Origin of the sequence: Bacillus sp. N13C7 (genome assembly GCF_026790065.1) — a bacterium.
In the GTDB taxonomy this organism is placed as follows: Bacteria; Bacillota; Bacilli; order Bacillales; family Bacillaceae; genus Bacillus.
This window is the reverse complement of the sequence record NZ_JALAMO010000007.1, coordinates 132,469-149,432: the sequence shown is the minus strand read 5'-3', so window position 1 is coordinate 149,432 and position 16,964 is coordinate 132,469. Positions and strand designations below refer to the sequence as shown.

General features: G+C 45.3%; 20 protein-coding genes. 2 read left to right on the top strand and 18 right to left on the bottom strand.

Annotated features, from left to right (window positions below):
• Window positions 1–193: 193 nt before the first annotated feature.
• Window positions 194–1,642: a cardiolipin synthase gene (gene cls, locus MOB98_RS08955; protein WP_268360200.1), complete on the top strand. Its 1,449-nt coding sequence runs from the start codon at window positions 194–196 to the stop codon at window positions 1,640–1,642.
• 21 nt (window positions 1,643–1,663) lie between these two features.
• Here the strand turns inward: cls and MOB98_RS08950 are convergent, their stop codons facing one another.
• Window positions 1,664–2,437 carry a MerR family transcriptional regulator gene (locus tag MOB98_RS08950; RefSeq protein WP_268360199.1) on the bottom strand — a complete coding sequence of 258 codons (774 nt, stop codon included), beginning with the start codon at window positions 2,435–2,437 and terminating at the stop codon, window positions 1,664–1,666.
• A gap of 144 nt (window positions 2,438–2,581) precedes the next feature.
• Here MOB98_RS08950 and MOB98_RS08945 point away from each other — a divergent pair, with 144 nt between their 5' ends.
• Complete coding sequence (locus MOB98_RS08945) at window positions 2,582–2,971, top strand: DUF5362 family protein (protein WP_268360198.1); 390 nt, start codon at window positions 2,582–2,584, stop codon at window positions 2,969–2,971.
• 34 nt (window positions 2,972–3,005) lie between these two features.
• On the opposite strand, the gene MOB98_RS08940 is transcribed toward MOB98_RS08945, so the two are convergent.
• The 17 genes from MOB98_RS08940 to MOB98_RS08860 form a co-directional block, all read right to left on the bottom strand.
• Window positions 3,006–3,647, bottom strand: coding sequence for an NAD(P)-dependent oxidoreductase (locus MOB98_RS08940; protein ID WP_268360197.1), 642 nt, complete (start codon window positions 3,645–3,647; stop codon window positions 3,006–3,008).
• 67 nt (window positions 3,648–3,714) lie between these two features.
• A complete protein-coding gene (locus MOB98_RS08935) occupies window positions 3,715–4,116 on the bottom strand; it encodes an Rrf2 family transcriptional regulator (protein ID WP_268360196.1) in 402 nt (133 codons plus the stop codon).
• A 133-nt stretch (window positions 4,117–4,249) separates the two neighbouring features.
• Window positions 4,250–5,959 carry an urease subunit alpha gene (gene ureC / locus MOB98_RS08930; protein ID WP_268360195.1) on the bottom strand — a complete coding sequence of 570 codons (1,710 nt, stop codon included), beginning with the start codon at window positions 5,957–5,959 and terminating at the stop codon, window positions 4,250–4,252.
• Window positions 5,956–6,330 carry an urease subunit beta gene (gene ureB, locus MOB98_RS08925; protein ID WP_268360194.1) on the bottom strand — a complete coding sequence of 125 codons (375 nt, stop codon included), beginning with the start codon at window positions 6,328–6,330 and terminating at the stop codon, window positions 5,956–5,958. Before ureB ends, ureC begins: the two co-directional genes overlap by 4 nt.
• A complete protein-coding gene (gene ureA, locus MOB98_RS08920) occupies window positions 6,327–6,644 on the bottom strand; it encodes an urease subunit gamma (protein WP_003227724.1) in 318 nt (105 codons plus the stop codon). The genes ureB and ureA overlap by 4 nt, the downstream gene beginning before the upstream one ends.
• Window positions 6,645–6,743: 99 nt before the next feature.
• Window positions 6,744–7,445 carry an urea ABC transporter ATP-binding subunit UrtE gene (urtE, locus tag MOB98_RS08915; RefSeq protein ID WP_268359458.1) on the bottom strand — a complete coding sequence of 234 codons (702 nt, stop codon included), beginning with the start codon at window positions 7,443–7,445 and terminating at the stop codon, window positions 6,744–6,746.
• The gene (urtD, locus tag MOB98_RS08910) at window positions 7,442–8,191 is read right to left on the bottom strand and encodes an urea ABC transporter ATP-binding protein UrtD (protein ID WP_268359456.1); all 750 of its coding nucleotides are present in this window, start codon (window positions 8,189–8,191) and stop codon (window positions 7,442–7,444) included. Before urtD ends, urtE begins: the two co-directional genes overlap by 4 nt.
• The gene (urtC, locus tag MOB98_RS08905; RefSeq protein WP_268359454.1) at window positions 8,166–9,236 is read right to left on the bottom strand and encodes an urea ABC transporter permease subunit UrtC; all 1,071 of its coding nucleotides are present in this window, start codon (window positions 9,234–9,236) and stop codon (window positions 8,166–8,168) included. The genes urtD and urtC overlap by 26 nt, the downstream gene beginning before the upstream one ends.
• A gap of 11 nt (window positions 9,237–9,247) precedes the next feature.
• Window positions 9,248–10,150, bottom strand: coding sequence for an urea ABC transporter permease subunit UrtB (gene urtB / locus MOB98_RS08900; protein WP_268359452.1), 903 nt, complete (start codon window positions 10,148–10,150; stop codon window positions 9,248–9,250).
• 32 nt (window positions 10,151–10,182) lie between these two features.
• The gene (gene urtA / locus MOB98_RS08895) at window positions 10,183–11,439 is read right to left on the bottom strand and encodes an urea ABC transporter substrate-binding protein (protein WP_268359451.1); all 1,257 of its coding nucleotides are present in this window, start codon (window positions 11,437–11,439) and stop codon (window positions 10,183–10,185) included.
• 217 nt (window positions 11,440–11,656) lie between these two features.
• Window positions 11,657–11,842, bottom strand: a complete 186-nt coding sequence (locus tag MOB98_RS08890) for a CsbD family protein (protein WP_268359449.1) — start codon at window positions 11,840–11,842, stop codon at window positions 11,657–11,659.
• Window positions 11,843–11,914: 72 nt separating this feature from the next.
• Window positions 11,915–12,394 carry a hypothetical protein gene (locus MOB98_RS08885; protein ID WP_268359448.1) on the bottom strand — a complete coding sequence of 160 codons (480 nt, stop codon included), beginning with the start codon at window positions 12,392–12,394 and terminating at the stop codon, window positions 11,915–11,917.
• Between the two features lie 156 nt (window positions 12,395–12,550).
• On the bottom strand, window positions 12,551–13,684 hold the full coding sequence (gene rapB / locus MOB98_RS08880; protein WP_268359446.1) for a response regulator aspartate phosphatase RapB: 1,134 nt from the start codon (window positions 13,682–13,684) through the stop codon (window positions 12,551–12,553).
• 196 nt (window positions 13,685–13,880) lie between these two features.
• Entirely contained in the window at window positions 13,881–14,906 is a 1,026-nt protein-coding gene (moaA, locus tag MOB98_RS08875) for a GTP 3',8-cyclase MoaA (RefSeq protein ID WP_268359445.1), read from the bottom strand.
• A gap of 15 nt (window positions 14,907–14,921) precedes the next feature.
• Window positions 14,922–15,710: a formate dehydrogenase accessory sulfurtransferase FdhD gene (gene fdhD, locus MOB98_RS08870; RefSeq protein ID WP_268359444.1), complete on the bottom strand. Its 789-nt coding sequence runs from the start codon at window positions 15,708–15,710 to the stop codon at window positions 14,922–14,924.
• A gap of 101 nt (window positions 15,711–15,811) precedes the next feature.
• On the bottom strand, window positions 15,812–15,973 hold the full coding sequence (locus MOB98_RS08865; RefSeq protein WP_019259723.1) for a hypothetical protein: 162 nt from the start codon (window positions 15,971–15,973) through the stop codon (window positions 15,812–15,814).
• 92 nt (window positions 15,974–16,065) lie between these two features.
• Window positions 16,066–16,740 (bottom strand): vWA domain-containing protein, encoded by a 675-nt coding sequence (locus MOB98_RS08860; protein ID WP_268359442.1) that lies wholly within the window; start codon window positions 16,738–16,740, stop codon window positions 16,066–16,068.
• Window positions 16,741–16,964: the final 224 nt, after the last annotated feature.

The window sequence follows — 16,964 nt, the reverse complement described above, 5'->3', positions numbered from 1 at the left end:
ATGTGTTTATTTTAACGCAGGTGAACGCTGGTTTTAAAGAAATCTGCCCGTATTTTTCACGAAGAATCTGGATCGCTGCACTTTATTCTTTTAAAATGTGAGTGTTATAATTTGTAATGGGAATCAGATCGCTGTTATTCATGGAATACTAATGGCAATCTTCTTGATAAATATGAATGAGCGGGGTTACAAAGTGAGTATTTCTTCCATCCTTTTATCACTTTTTTTCATTTTGAATATTCTTTTGGCCATCATTGTCATTTTCAAAGAACGGCGCGATGCCAGCGCATCTTGGGCGTGGCTGCTTGTTCTTTTCTTTATTCCCGTTTTAGGCTTTATTTTATACTTATTATTCGGCCATAATCTCAGGCGCAAGCATTTGTTTCAATGGGAGGATCGAAAAAAGATTGGAATTGAAAGACTGCTGAAGCATCAGCTTGAAGATTTAGAAACCAAGCAGTTTCAGTTCAACAACCGGGCAACCTTTGATAACAAAGATTTAATTTATATGCTTATTATGAATAATCATGCTGTGTTCACTGAGGATAATTCAGTTGACGTCATTACAGATGGACGGGATAAGTTTCAGCGGCTGCTGAACGACATTTCAAAGGCTAAGGATCATATCCACTTACAATATTATATTTATAAAGGTGATGAATTAGGCAAAAAATTACGGGACGCTCTGATCGAAAAAGCGAAAGAAGGTGTTCAGGTCAGGGTGCTTTATGATGAACTCGGGTCCAGAACGCTGCGAAAAAAGTTTTTTAAAGAGCTCCGCGAGGCCGGCGGGCATGTGGAAGTCTTCTTCCCTTCAAAGCTCAGGCCGATAAACTTGCGGCTGAATTACCGGAACCATCGAAAGCTTGTCATCATAGACGGAATGACCGGCTATGTCGGAGGTTTTAACGTCGGAGATGAGTATCTCGGGCTTAATCCGAAATTCGGTTATTGGCGTGATACGCATATCCGGCTGCAGGGAACGGCCGTGCATGCCATCCAGACACGTTTCATCCTTGACTGGAACCAAGCTTCCCATCACCATACGCTGACATATATCCCCAATCACTTTCCTGATTACGGCCCGAAAGGCAACGTCGGGATGCAAATTGTCACAAGCGGCCCGGATTCCGAATGGGAACAAATTAAAAATGGCTACATTAAAATGATTTCGAATGCCAAACGTTCCATATTGATTCAAACGCCTTATTTTATCCCCGACGCAAGCCTGCTGGATGCTTTAAGGATCGCGTGCCTGTCAGGCATTGACGTCAATATTATGATCCCGAACAAGCCTGATCATGCCTTTGTATACTGGGCGACACTTTCGTACATCGGCGAGCTGTTAAAAGCCGGAGCCACTGTCTATATCTATGATAACGGCTTTATTCACGCGAAAACTATCGTAGTGGATGACGAAATTGCATCAGTCGGCACAGCGAATATTGATGTTCGAAGCTTCAGGCTGAATTTTGAGGTTAATGCATTTATTTACGATATCAACATTGCTAAAAAACTGGTTTCTACATTTAAAGAAGATTTGCTCGTATCCAGAAAATACACCTATGAAGAATATCTGCAGCGCTCCTTGTGGATTCGAATTAAAGAATCCGTCTCGCGGCTGTTGTCGCCGATTTTATAAGATGTGCCAAAACCCCGGCCTTTACAGCCGGGGTTTTTCCTGTTGGTCACAGTAAATGATAATCGCCTCCCGCAAAAAAGCGGCAAGGCCTTCTCCATATTGATTGATTGAATTTGTAAATCGTTCGTCAGTGATATACACTTCTCCAAGCCCTCTGAAAATGTCGAGTGTGCAATCGTAATGATATTGGCAAATATGATCACGGTACGCCCCCACAACGGACTGAACCTCTGCATCACCAGGGCCGTGTATCATTCGTGCCGCAATTCGTCTGTATATCGAATCAAATTCAGCCATGATCACGCGCCAATCGTCCGACGTATATGCAGATGTCCTTTTCTCTGTTTCTTCTGCAATTTCCCTTCCATACAGCTTTCTGACTTCATCAGCATATGTCTGCTGGTGCTCCTCAATGTCTTTCATGCTGAATCCCGCAAATAAATCCCGCTTATTCATACGTTCTCCTCCCTCGATGGACTGAAGCGTCCTGTCAATCGTTTGAATCATCTCTTCCATTCTTTGTTTTTTCTTCATCAATATATCCTTTTGCGACCGAAGTGCCGCTTTCCGGTCAAAGTCCGGATGATCAAGCATCTCTTTAATATCCTCCAAACGAAAGCCAATTTCCTTGAAAAATAAAATCTGCTGCAGCCTTTCTAGGTCTGCATCACTGTATAAACGATACCCTGCATCAGTAAGCGCTGATGGAATCAGGAGCTGAATATGGTCATAGTGATGAAGCGTCCGAATACTGACACCAGCTATGTCCGCCACTTGTTTGACTTGGTATTTCATCAATGCCGCCTCCTCTTTTTCATCGTAAACAATCACGCAGCGTCAAGGTCAATCCCTAAAATATAATATTCTATATACAAAACTTCTCACAAATAGTGTATAAAAGAAAAGTGAGTATTTTTTTGTAAAGGGGAGCCAGTGTATATGAATCCTGAAACAATGAACAAAACCCTCATCAGCATTTCAAAATGGGGAAAAGCAACAGGCATTTTATTTATTATTATGGGCGCAATTACCGCGCTATCAGGCGCGTTCTTTTTTCTGATCGGTGCCGTGCCGGGCGTACTTCAAATTATTTCCGGAATCTTTTTGATGCGGTCAGCCAAAGAAGCGGGCCAAATGGCTGAACAACATAGCGGACAGTCTGAGGACTTAATGCTGGAGAATTACGCGAAGTTTGTGAAGATGCAAGGAATTTATTTAATCGTAAGCATTGCTGTATCCATTCTAGCGATTATCGCCTTCTTCATCTTTTTAATGCTTGGGATTGCTGACGGTATCTTCAGCGATTATGATACCTACAGCACTTATTAATCAGAAAAACCCGGAGCGGACTCCGGGTTTTTTATTATTCCGCTTCGCTTACAACTGTGAAGCGTTCATTTTGGTGTGCAGGATGTTCTAGCTCATCCAATACGGCAATGGCATAATCTGCATAGCTGATATAGCTGTCACCTTTAGCGTTTACGATGACATTGTCTTTTCCTTTTTGGTAAGAACCCGTCCGTTTACCTGCCGGGTCAAAAAATGCCGCAGGGCTTAGGAACGTCCAGGAAATGGAGTCTGTCTGCTGCAAATCTTTCAGGTTCTCTCCTTGATTTGATGCAGTTGGCAGATACTCTTTCGGGAATTCCGGCGTATCCATTAAACGGGTTGTTTTGGCTTCATCTACAAACAGGCTTCCCGCTCCGCCGACGACAAGCAATCTGGTGTTTTTTGCGTCCTTTAAGATGCTAATGAGCGCTCTGCCTGCCTCAACATGAAGATGTTCCTGGCCAGGTGCTGCTCCAAATGCGTTGACCACCGCATCGAAAGGCTTGATGTCTTCCGCAGTCAGTTCAAACACATCTTTCTCCAAAATCGCTACGTCCTGTTCCTGCACTTTTGAAGCGTTTCGGACGATGGCTGTCACTTCATGGCCTCTTGTTTTTGCTTCTTTTAAAATCTGGTTTCCTGCTTTTCCGCTTGCACCGATGATTCCAATTTTCATTTTTCATTTCCTCCTTATTTGTAACAATTTTAGTTACATGTTGGCGGTGAGAAGTCATCCCTTTTGATTAAAAGAGATGATTCATAACATCTTTTAATGACTTGCTTGCCAGTTCATTCTCCATCGCTTTTTGCACACTTTCAAACGTTTCATCCAGTGCGTTCTGAATTTTTTTCCCTACCGGACATTTCGGGTTCGGGTTTTCATGAACTGCAAAGAGCTCTTCTTGCTTTTGGACAGCCCGATATACCTCTAAAAGAGTAATATCAGCCGGGTCTTTTTTGAGGCTTGCACCTGGGACCCCAGCACGTGATGTCAGAATATCCGCTTTTTTCAGCAGGCTGATCATTCTTCGCACGACTACCGGATTGGTGTTGACGCTGTCTGCGATTATTTCTGAAGATGTTTTTTCATCCATCGAAATGAGGGATAAAATATGAATGGCAACAGCAAGACGGCTGTTAATCATGTTTTTCACCACCGTTGTAACTATAATAGTTACATTCAATTCGTTTGTCAACATCTAATATACACTAAATGCAGGGTTTTTGTGCACCGTTTTGAGTCAATAGAACGGCCGGATGCACTCCGGCCGCGTCTTGTCAGAATAAGAAATATCTTTGTCCAAGCGGAACATAATCGACAGGCTGGCAAGACAATTCCTCTCCGTCAGCAAAGACCTGATAGGTTTTGGGATCAACTTCAATCTTCGGCAAAGCTGCGTTCAACTTCATATCCAGCTTGCTCAGCTTTCTGATATTTTTGACGGGAGAAATTCTTTTTTCCAGCCCTAAGCTTTCCGCTACTCCCCGCTCTATGCTCGCCTGAGACATAAATGTAATGGAGGTTGAGCGATTGGCTTTTCCGTATGACGCATACATTTGGCGCATAAACACCGGTTCAGGAGTCGGGATAGACGCGTTCGGATCTCCCATTTGCGCACGTGCAATCATGCCGCCTTTTAAGACCAGTTCCGGTTTTACGCCGAAAAATACCGGGTCCCACAGAACGAGATCAGCGAGCTTCCCTTTTTCCACCGAACCGACTTCATGGCTGAGCCCATGCGTAATCGCCGGATTAATCGTGTATTTGGCAATGTAGCGTTTTGCGCGCACATTGTCATTTCCGTTTTCGCCGGCAAGAGCGCCGCGCTGCTTCTTCATTTTATCAGCTACCTGCCACGTTCGGATGATTACTTCACCGACCCGTCCCATCGCCTGGGAATCCGATGATGTCATGCTGATCGCGCCAATATCATGGAGAATGTCCTCTGCCGCAATCGTCGCAGCCCTGATTCTGGAATGGCTGAACGCTACATCTTCAGGCACTTTCGCATCTAAATGGTGACAGACCATCATCATGTCAAGATGCTCATCCATCGTATTAACGGTATAAGGAATGGTCGGCGTTGTAGATGACGGCAGGATGTTCGCGTAAGAGGCGAGCTTCATAATATCCGGGGCATGGCCGCCTCCTGCTCCTTCAATGTGATAGGTATGAATGACCCGGTCCCCGATCGCGTCGAGCGTGTTTTCCAGGAAGCCCGCTTCGTTAATCGTATCGGTATGGATAGCAACTTGAATATCAGCCTCATCCACGACGTCCATACACGTTTTGATCGCGCTTGGCGTCGTACCCCAGTCTTCATGAAGCTTCAGGCCGATGGCGCCGGCTTCCACCTGCTCGATCAGCGGCGCTTTATCGGATGCATTCCCTTTTCCTAGGAAGCCGACATTGACCGGAAACTCCTCGGCCGCTTCCAGCATTCTTGCCATATACCACGCGCCAGACGTACAGGTTGTCGCTTTGCTTCCTGTAGCTGGTCCTGTTCCGCCTCCCAATAGTGTCGTCACACCTGAAGAAAGCGCAACTTCCATCTGCTGAGGGCAAATAAAATGAATGTGTGTGTCTACTCCTCCGGCTGTTAAAATCTTGCCTTCACCAGAAATCACCTCTGTACCTGCGCCGATGACCATATGCGGATCGACCCCGTCCATAATATCAGGGTTGCCGCTTTTTCCGACGCCGACAATGCGGCCGTCTTTCACACCGACATCCGCTTTGACAATGCCTGTGTAATCCAATAGCACGACGTTGGTGATGACCAAGTCCAAAGCGCCGTCTTTCCCTGTGATTCTGCCGTTTTGGCCCATGCCGTCACGGATCGTTTTTCCGCCGCCAAAGATCATTTCTTCTCCATATACAGTGAAATCCTTTTCGACTTCGATCCATAAATCCGTATCGCCCAATCTGATTTTATCGCCCGTTGTCGGCCCAAACAGCTCCGCATATTGCTCCCGTGACATTTTCATCGGATGACACCCTCCATCCAGCCGGCTTGATGTAAGTTGGCTAACGTTTTTTCTTTGCCGCGTTGATCGATAAATGTGTCAGCCATTCCGTTCAGGCCTCTGATTGTTTTTCGTCCCCCAATTTCCACAAGCGTCACCGTTTTCTGCTCACCCGGCTCAAAACGGACGGACGTGCCTGATGGAACATCAAGGCGCATGCCGATCGCCTGCTCGCGGTCAAATGATAATGCCCCGTTGGCTTCTGCAAAATGAAAATGCGATCCGACTTGAATGGAGCGTGATCCGGTGTTTTTTACACCTATCTCCCGTGTCTCGCGTCCTTCATTAATCGTAATCGTTCCCTCAGCAATCTGAAATGCTCCCGGCTTCATGACTTCACCTCCGCAGAAATTGGCTGATGTACCGTGACAAGCTTCACTCCGTCAGGAAATGTGGCCTCCACCTGAATGCTGTCCAGCATCTCAGGCACACCCTCCATCACATCTTTTTCCGTTAAGACATGGCGGCCGGCTTCCATCAGCTCCGCTACTCCCTTCCCGTCACGTGCGCCTTCCATGATAAAACAGGTGATATAAGCGGCAGCTTCAGGATAGTTCAGCAGAACACCCCGCGCCTTTCGCTGTTTGGCTAATTCCCCCGCTGCAAAAATGAGCAACTTCTCTTGTTCAACCGGTGTCAATTTCATCTGTCGTCCTCCTTCTTTTGTCTTATAAAGCGGATGCGTTTACTGCGAATTTGCGGAACATGCAGGCGGGACATCACCTCCCTTTCTTCAGCATGAAGATCATACAGTAAGATGCCTTTCAAAGCGGCGAGCCGTTTCTTCATCGGCCTTTCCATGATCAACAACCGTTCCCCTATCGATCACATAAAGGTAGTCAGCACAGGTTAATGCGTTTTCCAGACTGTGCTCGACTAATATAACGGACATGTCTTTTTTTCTGGAAATATTCACGATAACTTGTCTGATTAGTTCGACAATTGAAGGTTGAATCCCTTCCATTGGTTCATCAAGTAAAATAATTTTTGGATTTCCCATCAATGCTCTGGCAATTGCAAGCTGCTGCTGCTGTCCTCCGCTTAAATCGCCGCCTTTGCGGTCAAGCATCTCCTTTAAAACGGGAAACCACTGAAGAATCTCTTCCTTGATCTGCCCCGTCCGTTCCTTCTTCGCAAGCGGCTCTTCTCCGAGCAGCAAGTTATCACGAACGGTTAAGGTGGAAAAAATGTCTCTTCCCTGCGGAACATACGCAATCCCCGCCCTTGCCCGTGTTTCCGCCTTTTCATTTTGAACAAACGTTTGATTAAAACAAATATCCCCCTGTTTAGCAGGAAGCAGGCCTATGATTGTTTTCAGCAAAGTGGATTTTCCAACCCCGTTTCGGCCTAATACAGCGACAACCTGCCCCAGGCGAACTTCCATGCTGAGACTATGCAAAACCATTGATTGAGCGTAACCGGACGTAACATTAGTGACGGCAATCATGACACACCGCTCCTTCCTAAATACACTGCGGCCACCTCTTCATTGCTTGTAATGTCATCCATCGAGCCTTCACAAAGGACTTTGCCTTCATGCATCACCGTGACTTTTCTGGAAAACGAGCGCACAAAATCCATATCGTGCTCCACAATGAGAACAGAGCACGTTTTCGCAATTTCTTCAAGCAGGGCGCCGGTTTTTTCCCTTTCCTTCCCCGTCATGCCGGCAATCGGTTCATCCAGCAGCAAAAGCTTCGGCTCCATGGCGAGCTGCATCCCGATTTCAAGCCATTGCTTCTGTCCATGTGACAGGCTGCCAGCTATTAGATCCCGTTTGTGCTCTAACCCAACCAGCTGCAGAATGTCAATGATCCTGTCACTTTGCTGTTTTGTCATGCGCGCTGCCAGCAGTGAGAGGATCGTTTTTTTCTGTTTCATGGCAAGCTCGAGGTTTTCAAACACCGTCAGCTGCGTAAAGACACTCGGAGCCTGAAACTTTCTGGCGACGCCTAGTTTGGCAATCTGATATTCCCGAGCCTTTGTCAATTCATTCGTCTCCTGAAACAGGACTTCGCCTGAATGCGGCTTCGTTTTTCCGCAAATGATATCCAGCAAAGTCGTTTTTCCGGCGCCGTTTGGCCCAATCAGAAAATGGATATCGCGTTCCTGCACGCTGATATCAGCGCCCTGCAAAGCCCAAAACCCATCAAACTCAACCTTCACATCACGGCAGGTAAGTATCGGTTTCATAAACAGCCGCTCCTTTCTTTTTTGAGGAAGATAGCTGGGTTCTAAGCTTCTCGAACAGCCCTACAATCCCTTTTGGCAGATAGAGGACGACGATGATAAACAGCGCGCCGAGAAAGTAAAGCCAAATGTCAGGATAATATTCGCTTAAATAGCTTTTCATGCCGTTCGTTAACAGCGCGCCAAGCACCGCCCCGAAAATGGAGTGCCTGCCGCCGATCGCCACCCACAGCACCATCTCCACTGAAGGGATAATGCCCATCATTTCCGGCGAGATCATTCCGTCCTGAAGCACAAACAACATCCCGGCAATCCCCGCCATCGCAGCCGATACGCAGTAAATAAATACTTTAAAAACGGTCGAATGATAGCCGAAAAAACGGACCCTGTTTTCTCCGTCCCGGACCGCCTGCAATAGCCGTCCAAAACGGCTTTTCGTCAGAAACAAGGCGAACACGACAGAAACACCGAGGAAAAAGACTGTCGTAAAATACAAAATCTGCTTCATTGCAGGATCAGCCAGAGCATATTGAAAAATGGTATAGAAATTCGTGAGGCCATTTGTTCCGCCGGTAATGTCCTGGCTGCCGATGAACAATGTGACAACCACCACAACAATAGCCTGAGATATCAACGAAAAATAAACACCCTTTATGTTGTTGCGGAAGGTAAAGTAGCCGAGTAAAAAGGCCAGAAAGACAGGCACAATGACAGCCGCGGCAATCGCAGCAAAAGGATACCTGAACATTGTCCAGATCCACGGCAGTTCACTGACGCCGGTCCACTCCATAAAATCAGGTATGCCTGACGGAGAGGCCTCTATCTTTAAATACATGGCCATGCAGTAAGCACCCAATCCGAAAAAGACACCATGCCCTAAACTCAAAATGCCTGTATATCCCCAAATCAGGCAAATGCCGACCGCTACAATCGCGAAGCATAAAAACTTCGCCAACAGCCCTAATCGAAACTCCTGAAGAAAAAACGGAGCGGCAATAAATAGGGCAAACATCACCAGATACGGACTGAGTTGTGAAAACCGCTTCATTCGGTCCCCTCCTAATCAAGTAATCTCGTTCTGACACTTGTAAGACCTGAAGGCCGCCATTGCAGAAAGAGAATAATACATGCAAACACGACAACCTTTGCAATCGTAGCGCTTGTGGAATACTCAACAAATGTGCTCAGCAAACCGACCATCACAGCGCCGATAATCGTTCCTTTTAATTTTCCGATCCCGCCTAAAATGACGATCATAAAGGCATCGACGAGATATGACGAACCAAGTGTAGGCCCGATCGAACCAAGCAATGTGAGTGAGCTCCCAGCGATACCGGCCAGTCCGCTTCCAATTGCGAATGCCAATGAATCTGTTTTTCTTACAGATATGCCGAGACACGATGCCATGCTCCGATTCAGCGTAACAGCCTGCATCCGCCGCCCCGCAGAGGTTTGAAACAAATAGAAACCGAGCAGCGCCAGCGTAAAAAGAACAAGCGCCAAAATAAACAGCCTTTTATACGGAAAGGTAACCGAAAATAGCGTCACCCCTCCCGTCAGCCACTCAGGAGACTTGACGGCCACGTTCGGGGCGCCAAAAATCGATCTGGCCGCCTGCTGCAGAATCAAGCTTACGCCCCATGTCGCCAACAGGCTGTCGAGCGGACGGTCATATAACCGCCTGACAATCACCTTTTCAATGACAATCCCGATAAGCGCCGCCACCGCAAATGCCATGATAATAGCGATTAAAAAATAGTAAGAAAACAGAGAAGCAGGCAAATAGCTTAAAAACAGCTGCTGAATGACATATGTCGTGTAGGCTCCTGCCATAATCAGCTCACCGTGCGCCATATTAATAATGTTCATCAAACCAAATGTAACCGCCAATCCAATCGCAATGAGAATCAAAATAGAACCGAGACTGATCCCGTTAAATAATTGAGTCACGACGACAGACATCTTCCGCCTCCTCTCCCGCAAACGGCTTTGATTTATTGGGATAACCCCTTTGCCCAGCCGTACGTTTTTAAATAAGGATCAGGTTTTACTGGTTCCCCTGAGTTCCATACTTCTTTAAACTGTCCATCCCCCGTGATTTGCCCGATTCTGACCGTTTTGTAAAGATGCTGTGTATCTCCATCGATTTTTACTGTGCCGCCCGGGGCCTTAAATGCAATCCCGTCAGCCGCTTTCTTCACTTTATCGATATTAAAGGACTTGGCTTTTTCCACAGCCGCTGCCCAGAGATAGACCGCATTATAGCCAGCTTCAATCGGATCGCTCGTCACCCGGCTATCGCCGTTCATTTTTTTATAATTCTTCACGAATGTTTGATTTTCGCTCGTATTGGTTGTCTGGAAGTAATTCCATACCGCATAATGTCCTTTTAGCACATCAGGGCCGATCCCCCGAATTTCTTCCTCAGCAACGCTTGCCGACATGACAGGCATATCGTCAGCCGAAATCCCCGCATCCTTCAGCTGTTTGAAAAACGCCACATTGCTGTCACCGTTTAACGTATTAAAAATGACATCGGGCTGTTTGTCTTTGATTTTGCTGACGAGCGTACTGTAATTCGTGTGGCCGAGCGGCGTATACTCTTCACCGGCAATTTCTCCTCCGGCTGCTTTCACTTGCGCCTTGATGATTTTATTGGCTGTTCGAGGGAACACGTAATCCGACCCGATCAGAAAGAAGGTCTTTCCTTTATTCTTAAGCAGCCAATCAACAGCCGGCACAATTTGCTGATTCGTCGTTGCTCCGGTATAAAAAATATTAGGCGATGACTCCATTCCTTCGTACTGCACCGGATAGAATAGCAGCCCGTTGTTTTGCTCCACAACCGGAAGCATGGCTTTGCGGCTTGCTGACGTCCATCCGCCGAAAACAGCAGCTGCTTTATCCTGCTGAAGCAGTTTTCTCATTTTTTCCGCATATGTAGGCCAGTCTGAAGCGCCGTCTTCCACGATGGGTTGAAGCTTTTTGCCGAGAACTCCGCCTTTTTGGTTGATTTCTTGAATCGCCATTAACTCCGCATCATGGACTGACACTTCGCTGATCGCCATTGTCCCGCTTAAGGAGTGAAGAATTCCGACCTTCACTGAATCTCCGCTTGTGTCGACATCAACTGTTTGTTTCGCGCCCCCGCTGGCTTCCGATACTTTCTTCGGCGCAGTACATCCCGTCATCAAAACCATAATCAGAACCAACAAAAAAACAGCCTGTATCCTAACTCCTTTGTTTTTCATTCAGAACCTCCCTTTGTCTGATTTCCCCAAATGATGTTATAAAAGGTAACAACTCATGTCACTATTATATAGAAGAGGTTCATTAATTCAAAGAATATTTAAAAAATTTAGATACCTTAACCAAATCGGCTGCTTTTTTTGTTATATTTATTCACATCCAAAAAAGCGAACAAAAAAGGCAAGAAACATATTGTTTCCCACCTCTTCCGTATGGCTGCTATTTATCTGTGAATGTATCCTTTGCTTTCCCGATATCCTTTTGGATCTCGCCTTTCGCCTTATCTTTTTTGCCTTCAGCCTGCATGTCCGCTTTATCAGTCATATCCCCGACTTTATCCTTCACTTCTCCTTTGGCTTTATTGAAGCCGCCTTTCATTTTGTCTTTTACACTATCGTTACCCATGTGCATTCTCTCCCCTCAATTATGTGTGTACTTGTTACCTTCCCGATCTGAGAGGCAGTAAACATTTGAATGTTAATTATCGATTTCGTAGCGCTCTCCGTACCGAAGCACCTTGTATATCGCCAGGCCGTCTGATGACTTTTTCTCTGAATATCGAACCGGCAGCAGGGCGAAAAACACATAATACGTAGAAAAATAGACAAACTGATAGAAAAACATATTCGGCTTTAACACACTGTGGATAATCAGCAGATTGACTGTAAAAATCGTTATCAGGTTAAACAGGCAGCCCCCGGCATACACGAGCGCATTTGAGAATCGATTGTCAATCTTCAAATCTCCGTATCGGCAAAAAGAATCGATAAAATAAATCGTTCTGAACCGTATCGGCCCAATCTTAAGCAGTGTTTTTCCCATTCCAATATCCAATGAGCCTTTTCCGCCAAAAATAAAAGCCATAAAGCTGTGCCCTGAAACATGTATGATCTGTACAAGCGGCAGAACAATGAGGAAAGACCATAGAAACTTCACCATATCATTGAAACCAAACATCGAATTCCCCCTCAATCAATCATGTTTATCTGCATCCCAAAACGGCTTTTGCTCAAAAACAGTGCTGTTGCGATTTTTCCTGTTCTCCCCGGAAATAAACGTTCCGATGCTCCCTTTTTTCATATAAAAAAACCATCTGGCAGCAGATGGTTTTGTCTACACTTGATATAAACAATCGTTTCTTTGAATCATCTCTCTCATGCTGACCGCTTTTTCATAAAAATACACCGCTTCTTTATACTGTTCGCGATGACTGAAATAGGAGGCAGCATCCAAAGCAAATTCTTCAATATATACGTACAGGCCTTTTTCTTCCATATAGTCAAATACGTCTTGAATCATATCCAAATTCACAGATTCCACATATAAGGCCTGCAGAAATTTATATTTTGCCAGGCTGAAGAAGTCGTTTCGTTTTTGGGCAATGGCAATCCCTTTTTCATAGTACCGCATCGCAGCTTGGACATCTTGTTTTTTGAATAGAACGCGTGTCAGGCTGAAGAGCGCTTTCGGAAGCTGTTCAAGCTGATGCTCCTCAAAGACAGGAAGCGCTTTTTCAAAGTAGTCCGCAGCTTGATCCAGTTCTCCTTTGTCATCATAGCAATTCCCAATATTATAGAGGGCTGATCCGATCAAACGGGGCTGTCCTTCCAATAAGGCCAGACGATACGCGTCATCCAAATGCTCCAGCGCTTTTTCATAGTTTCTGTAGTCAATGTAGTTTCCAGATATCACGAAATGGCATTGAATTCTTCTGACTCTGTAAAAATCGTTCGCCTTATACGTCTCAAGCGCCTGTATGGCATGGTTCATGGAAAAGTGCGTCTGCTTCATGATATAAAAAACTTCTGCCACTTTAAAATGAAATTCCGCTCTTTCAATTTCATCTTCTACAAACGCAAGCATCTTCTCAGCTTTCCGGTAAAAGGATATGGCCGAAATATAATTGTTCTGTTCAAATTCGTACATTCCTCTGAACAAGTGAAAATAATACTCAGATAATCCGGAAATACTGTCCTGATTGCTTTCCAGCGTTTTAATCAATTCACGATATTGAAGCTGAGATTCCTCGTGCAGGTCTGGCTTTACATAATCCAGCATAATTTGGTGCCGGTAACTGATCAGCTGGTAATACAGCAACAGCAGTTGATCCTCTTCCATATGTTCTATGTCCTGATCGATCTCTTTCTTCAGTTCAACGGCATCAGCCACTTGAAATGCTAAAATGTGCTTATACCACTTATTGATTTTCACTCCTACTTGAGATGACGGGATCTCGTACGCGGCCATGCCCCTCCAACCCTTTCTGTTTTCTAATTGGTTATATCTTATCATAATGTATGGCTTTGGAATTAAAATTTTCTTACAATGATTCCTTCTTTATGCCTATCTTTATATATTTCGGTATTTGGATGTATTTTTTGCACTTGCGCTTTCTCATCAAAAAAAGCTTACCGGACAGTGCCGATAAGCTCTTCATTTCATATTAACCGCCAATATAAGACATTTCCACTTTCTTTTTGCCTGATGCTTTTGATAGCGTACGATCAACCGAATACTGATCGATCCGATTTTCCCATACGGTGCCGATCATTTCTGACAGTTCATCATCGCTTAATCCCTGCCGAACCGGCGCTCTGAGGTCAAATCCGCTTGAAGCGAATAAGCAGGTAAACAGCTCTCCTCTCGCAGAAAGACGGGCCCTGTTGCACGAACCGCAGAACGCATCAGATACAGATGAGATAACGCCGATTTCTCCAGAACCGTCCAAGTAGCGGAATCTAGAAGCCACTTCACCTTTATAATTAGGCGCGATCGGCTCCACAGGCGTGTGTTCATTGATCAAATCAATGATTTCGGCCTTTGTCATGACGTCCTTCTTTTCCCATTGGTTGGTGTTGCCCACGTCCATAAATTCGATGAATCTCAGGATATGCTCTTTTTCTTTAAAATAACGCGCCATAGGCAGAATATCTTTTTCATTGACGCCCTTTTGGACGACCATGTTGATTTTCACACCGAGACCCGCTTGCTTCGCCGCTTCAATGCCTTCCAGCACCTTGCTGACAGAAATCCCGCGTCCGTTTATCTTTTTAAATCGCTCGTCCTCTAGCGAATCTAGGCTGACCGTGACTCTTTTCAGCCCGGCTTCCTTAAGCCTCTTTGCATAAACAGGAAGCAGTGATCCATTTGTTGTCATCGCAATATCACGGACACCCGGGATGCGGGCCAGTTTTTTGATTAATTCTGGCATATCTTTTCTCATGAGCGGCTCTCCGCCGGTTAAGCGGATTTTTTCAACACCGAATTTTGTGACAAACAGTGTCGCAAGCCGTTCCAGCTCCTCAAATGAGAGCAGCTCCTCTTTCTTTAAAAAAGGATAATCCGGACCGAATAATTCGGCTGGCATACAGTACGTGCATCGGAAGTTGCAGCGGTCTGTAACAGAAATGCGAAGGTCTCTCAGCGGCCTGTTCCTTTTATCCAACATCTGACGCGATTCTGTATTCATTGCTACAGCCCCTTCCTATCCCCTGATTCTCTCAGGGTGTGTATATACATTAAACGATCCGTTTCTGACAAATCCGATCGCTGTGATATTTAATTCTTCTGCCATTTGAATCGCAAGCTCTGTCGGGGCCGATTTGGAAATGACAATCGACACGCCGATTTTTGCCGCTTTTAACAGAACCTCTGATGAGATTCTGCCGCTGAATACAATCAGTTTGTCCCGGACGGACAATCCGTTCAGAAGACAGTGTCCGTATAATTTATCAAGCGCGTTGTGCCGGCCGATATCAGTGCGCATCAGCAGCAGTTTCTCAGTGTCGCAAAGCGCCGCATTATGGACGCCTCCCGTATCCTGAAACGTTCCGCTCCCTTGTTGCATGTCTCTCATAAGTGCCAGACATGCTTCAGGCGATATCTTGATGTGGCTGACAGCCGTTTTGGCGGTTTTGACATCCTGCTGAAAGTAAAAATGGCGGCCCTTTCCGCAGCATGAGCCGATCACACGTTTTGTATAATCCTTTTGATCCAGTGTCTCAGGATGAACGAGATCGACATAAACAAAACCGAGACTTTCATCTATTGTAAACCTTTTAATCTCTTTTTGAAATCGGATCACACCCTCTGATGCGAGAAATCCGATGACAAGCTCCTTGATATGCTCCGGCGTACAAACGAGCGTCACAAATTCACTCCCGTTTAGTATTACTGTCAAAGGATATTCCGTCACCATCCGGTCTTCTATTTTGCTGATTTCCCCTTGTTCATAGCGCCATACATCCCTGACCGCAGTTACTTTATCATTCAATGTTTCTTCCCCTCCGCAATGTTCCTGCCTCTATATTTTTTCACACTCCTCGGATTTTGTCGAATCCTGAGACATAAAAAGAGCCCTCTATATAAAGGACTCTAGGTTTGATTATGCTGATTCTTTTTCAGGATCGTAAACAGCACAATGGCTGCGATCAAGGTGAGCATACTGACAAAAAAGAAGGCTGCCAGTTTTAGAAAAACACCGAGCAATATAAACGCCACGGCAGCTATAAGAAAAATCATTCCTAATAATCTCATATGTTCAACCCCTTTTAAGGGTATCATTCCCGTACTGGTCGTTTTTAAACCAATTGAAAAAGGCGCCTGGGGGAGCGCCTTCACTCAAATGATTACTCAGTAAATTTTTGTGCTTCTTTTTCCCAAGCCTGTTCAAATTCATCCGCGCTGTTTGCTGAAATATATTCCCCTCCTCCAGCAACAGCCGCCTGTTTCATCTCTGCGTTTCCTTTTACATCAAAGTTAAAGCCAATAATGTTTACAATGGTATCCACATTCGCTTTCCGAAGTTTTTCAATTTCCGCCGCTGGATCTCCGCCGCATGTTTCTTCACCGTCAGTGATTAAATACACCACGTTTTTCCCGTCAGCGCCAAATGCTTCAAATTCTTTTCTTGTATCTGAAAGTGCTTTGGCAATCGGTGTCCAGCCAGTCGGCTTGATTTCACTCAATGAATTGTCAAACAGCGATCCTTCATATGGATGAAGGCCGTAAATGGTTTCCGTCGTGCTGCATGAAAGAGCTTTGCCGGACAGTTTATTGTTTCCTGCATGTCCGAAAACGCGAAGCATGAGATTTGTATCCTTCGGAAGCAGCTCGGCAAAAGACTTTACTGATTTTTTTGCAATGTCTATTTTGCGCTCTCCCCCCGTTTTTTGAACCATGCTTCCGCTTCCGTCAAACAAAACAGCTACATTTGTGTCAGCTTGTTTCTCAGCGGCAAAAGACGGAGATGCAAAGGAGACAGTCAGCAATCCAATGATACCGGCAGCCAGCAATTTTTTCATATTTTCCTTCCTTTCTTTATCAAATTTTCCAACTATAGTTGGATTCTTCTTTATGCTAGAATATGAAAATGCAAAATGATATAGGGCAAGCTGCCTTTTGTGCGGCTTTCACTTTCTGTACAAAATCGCTTGAAACGCCGATCTTTTTTAGCCATTTTCGCCCAGAAATCATATACAGATTGTGACATCATTCATTCTTTTTTCGCCATAATCATGATTGAGTT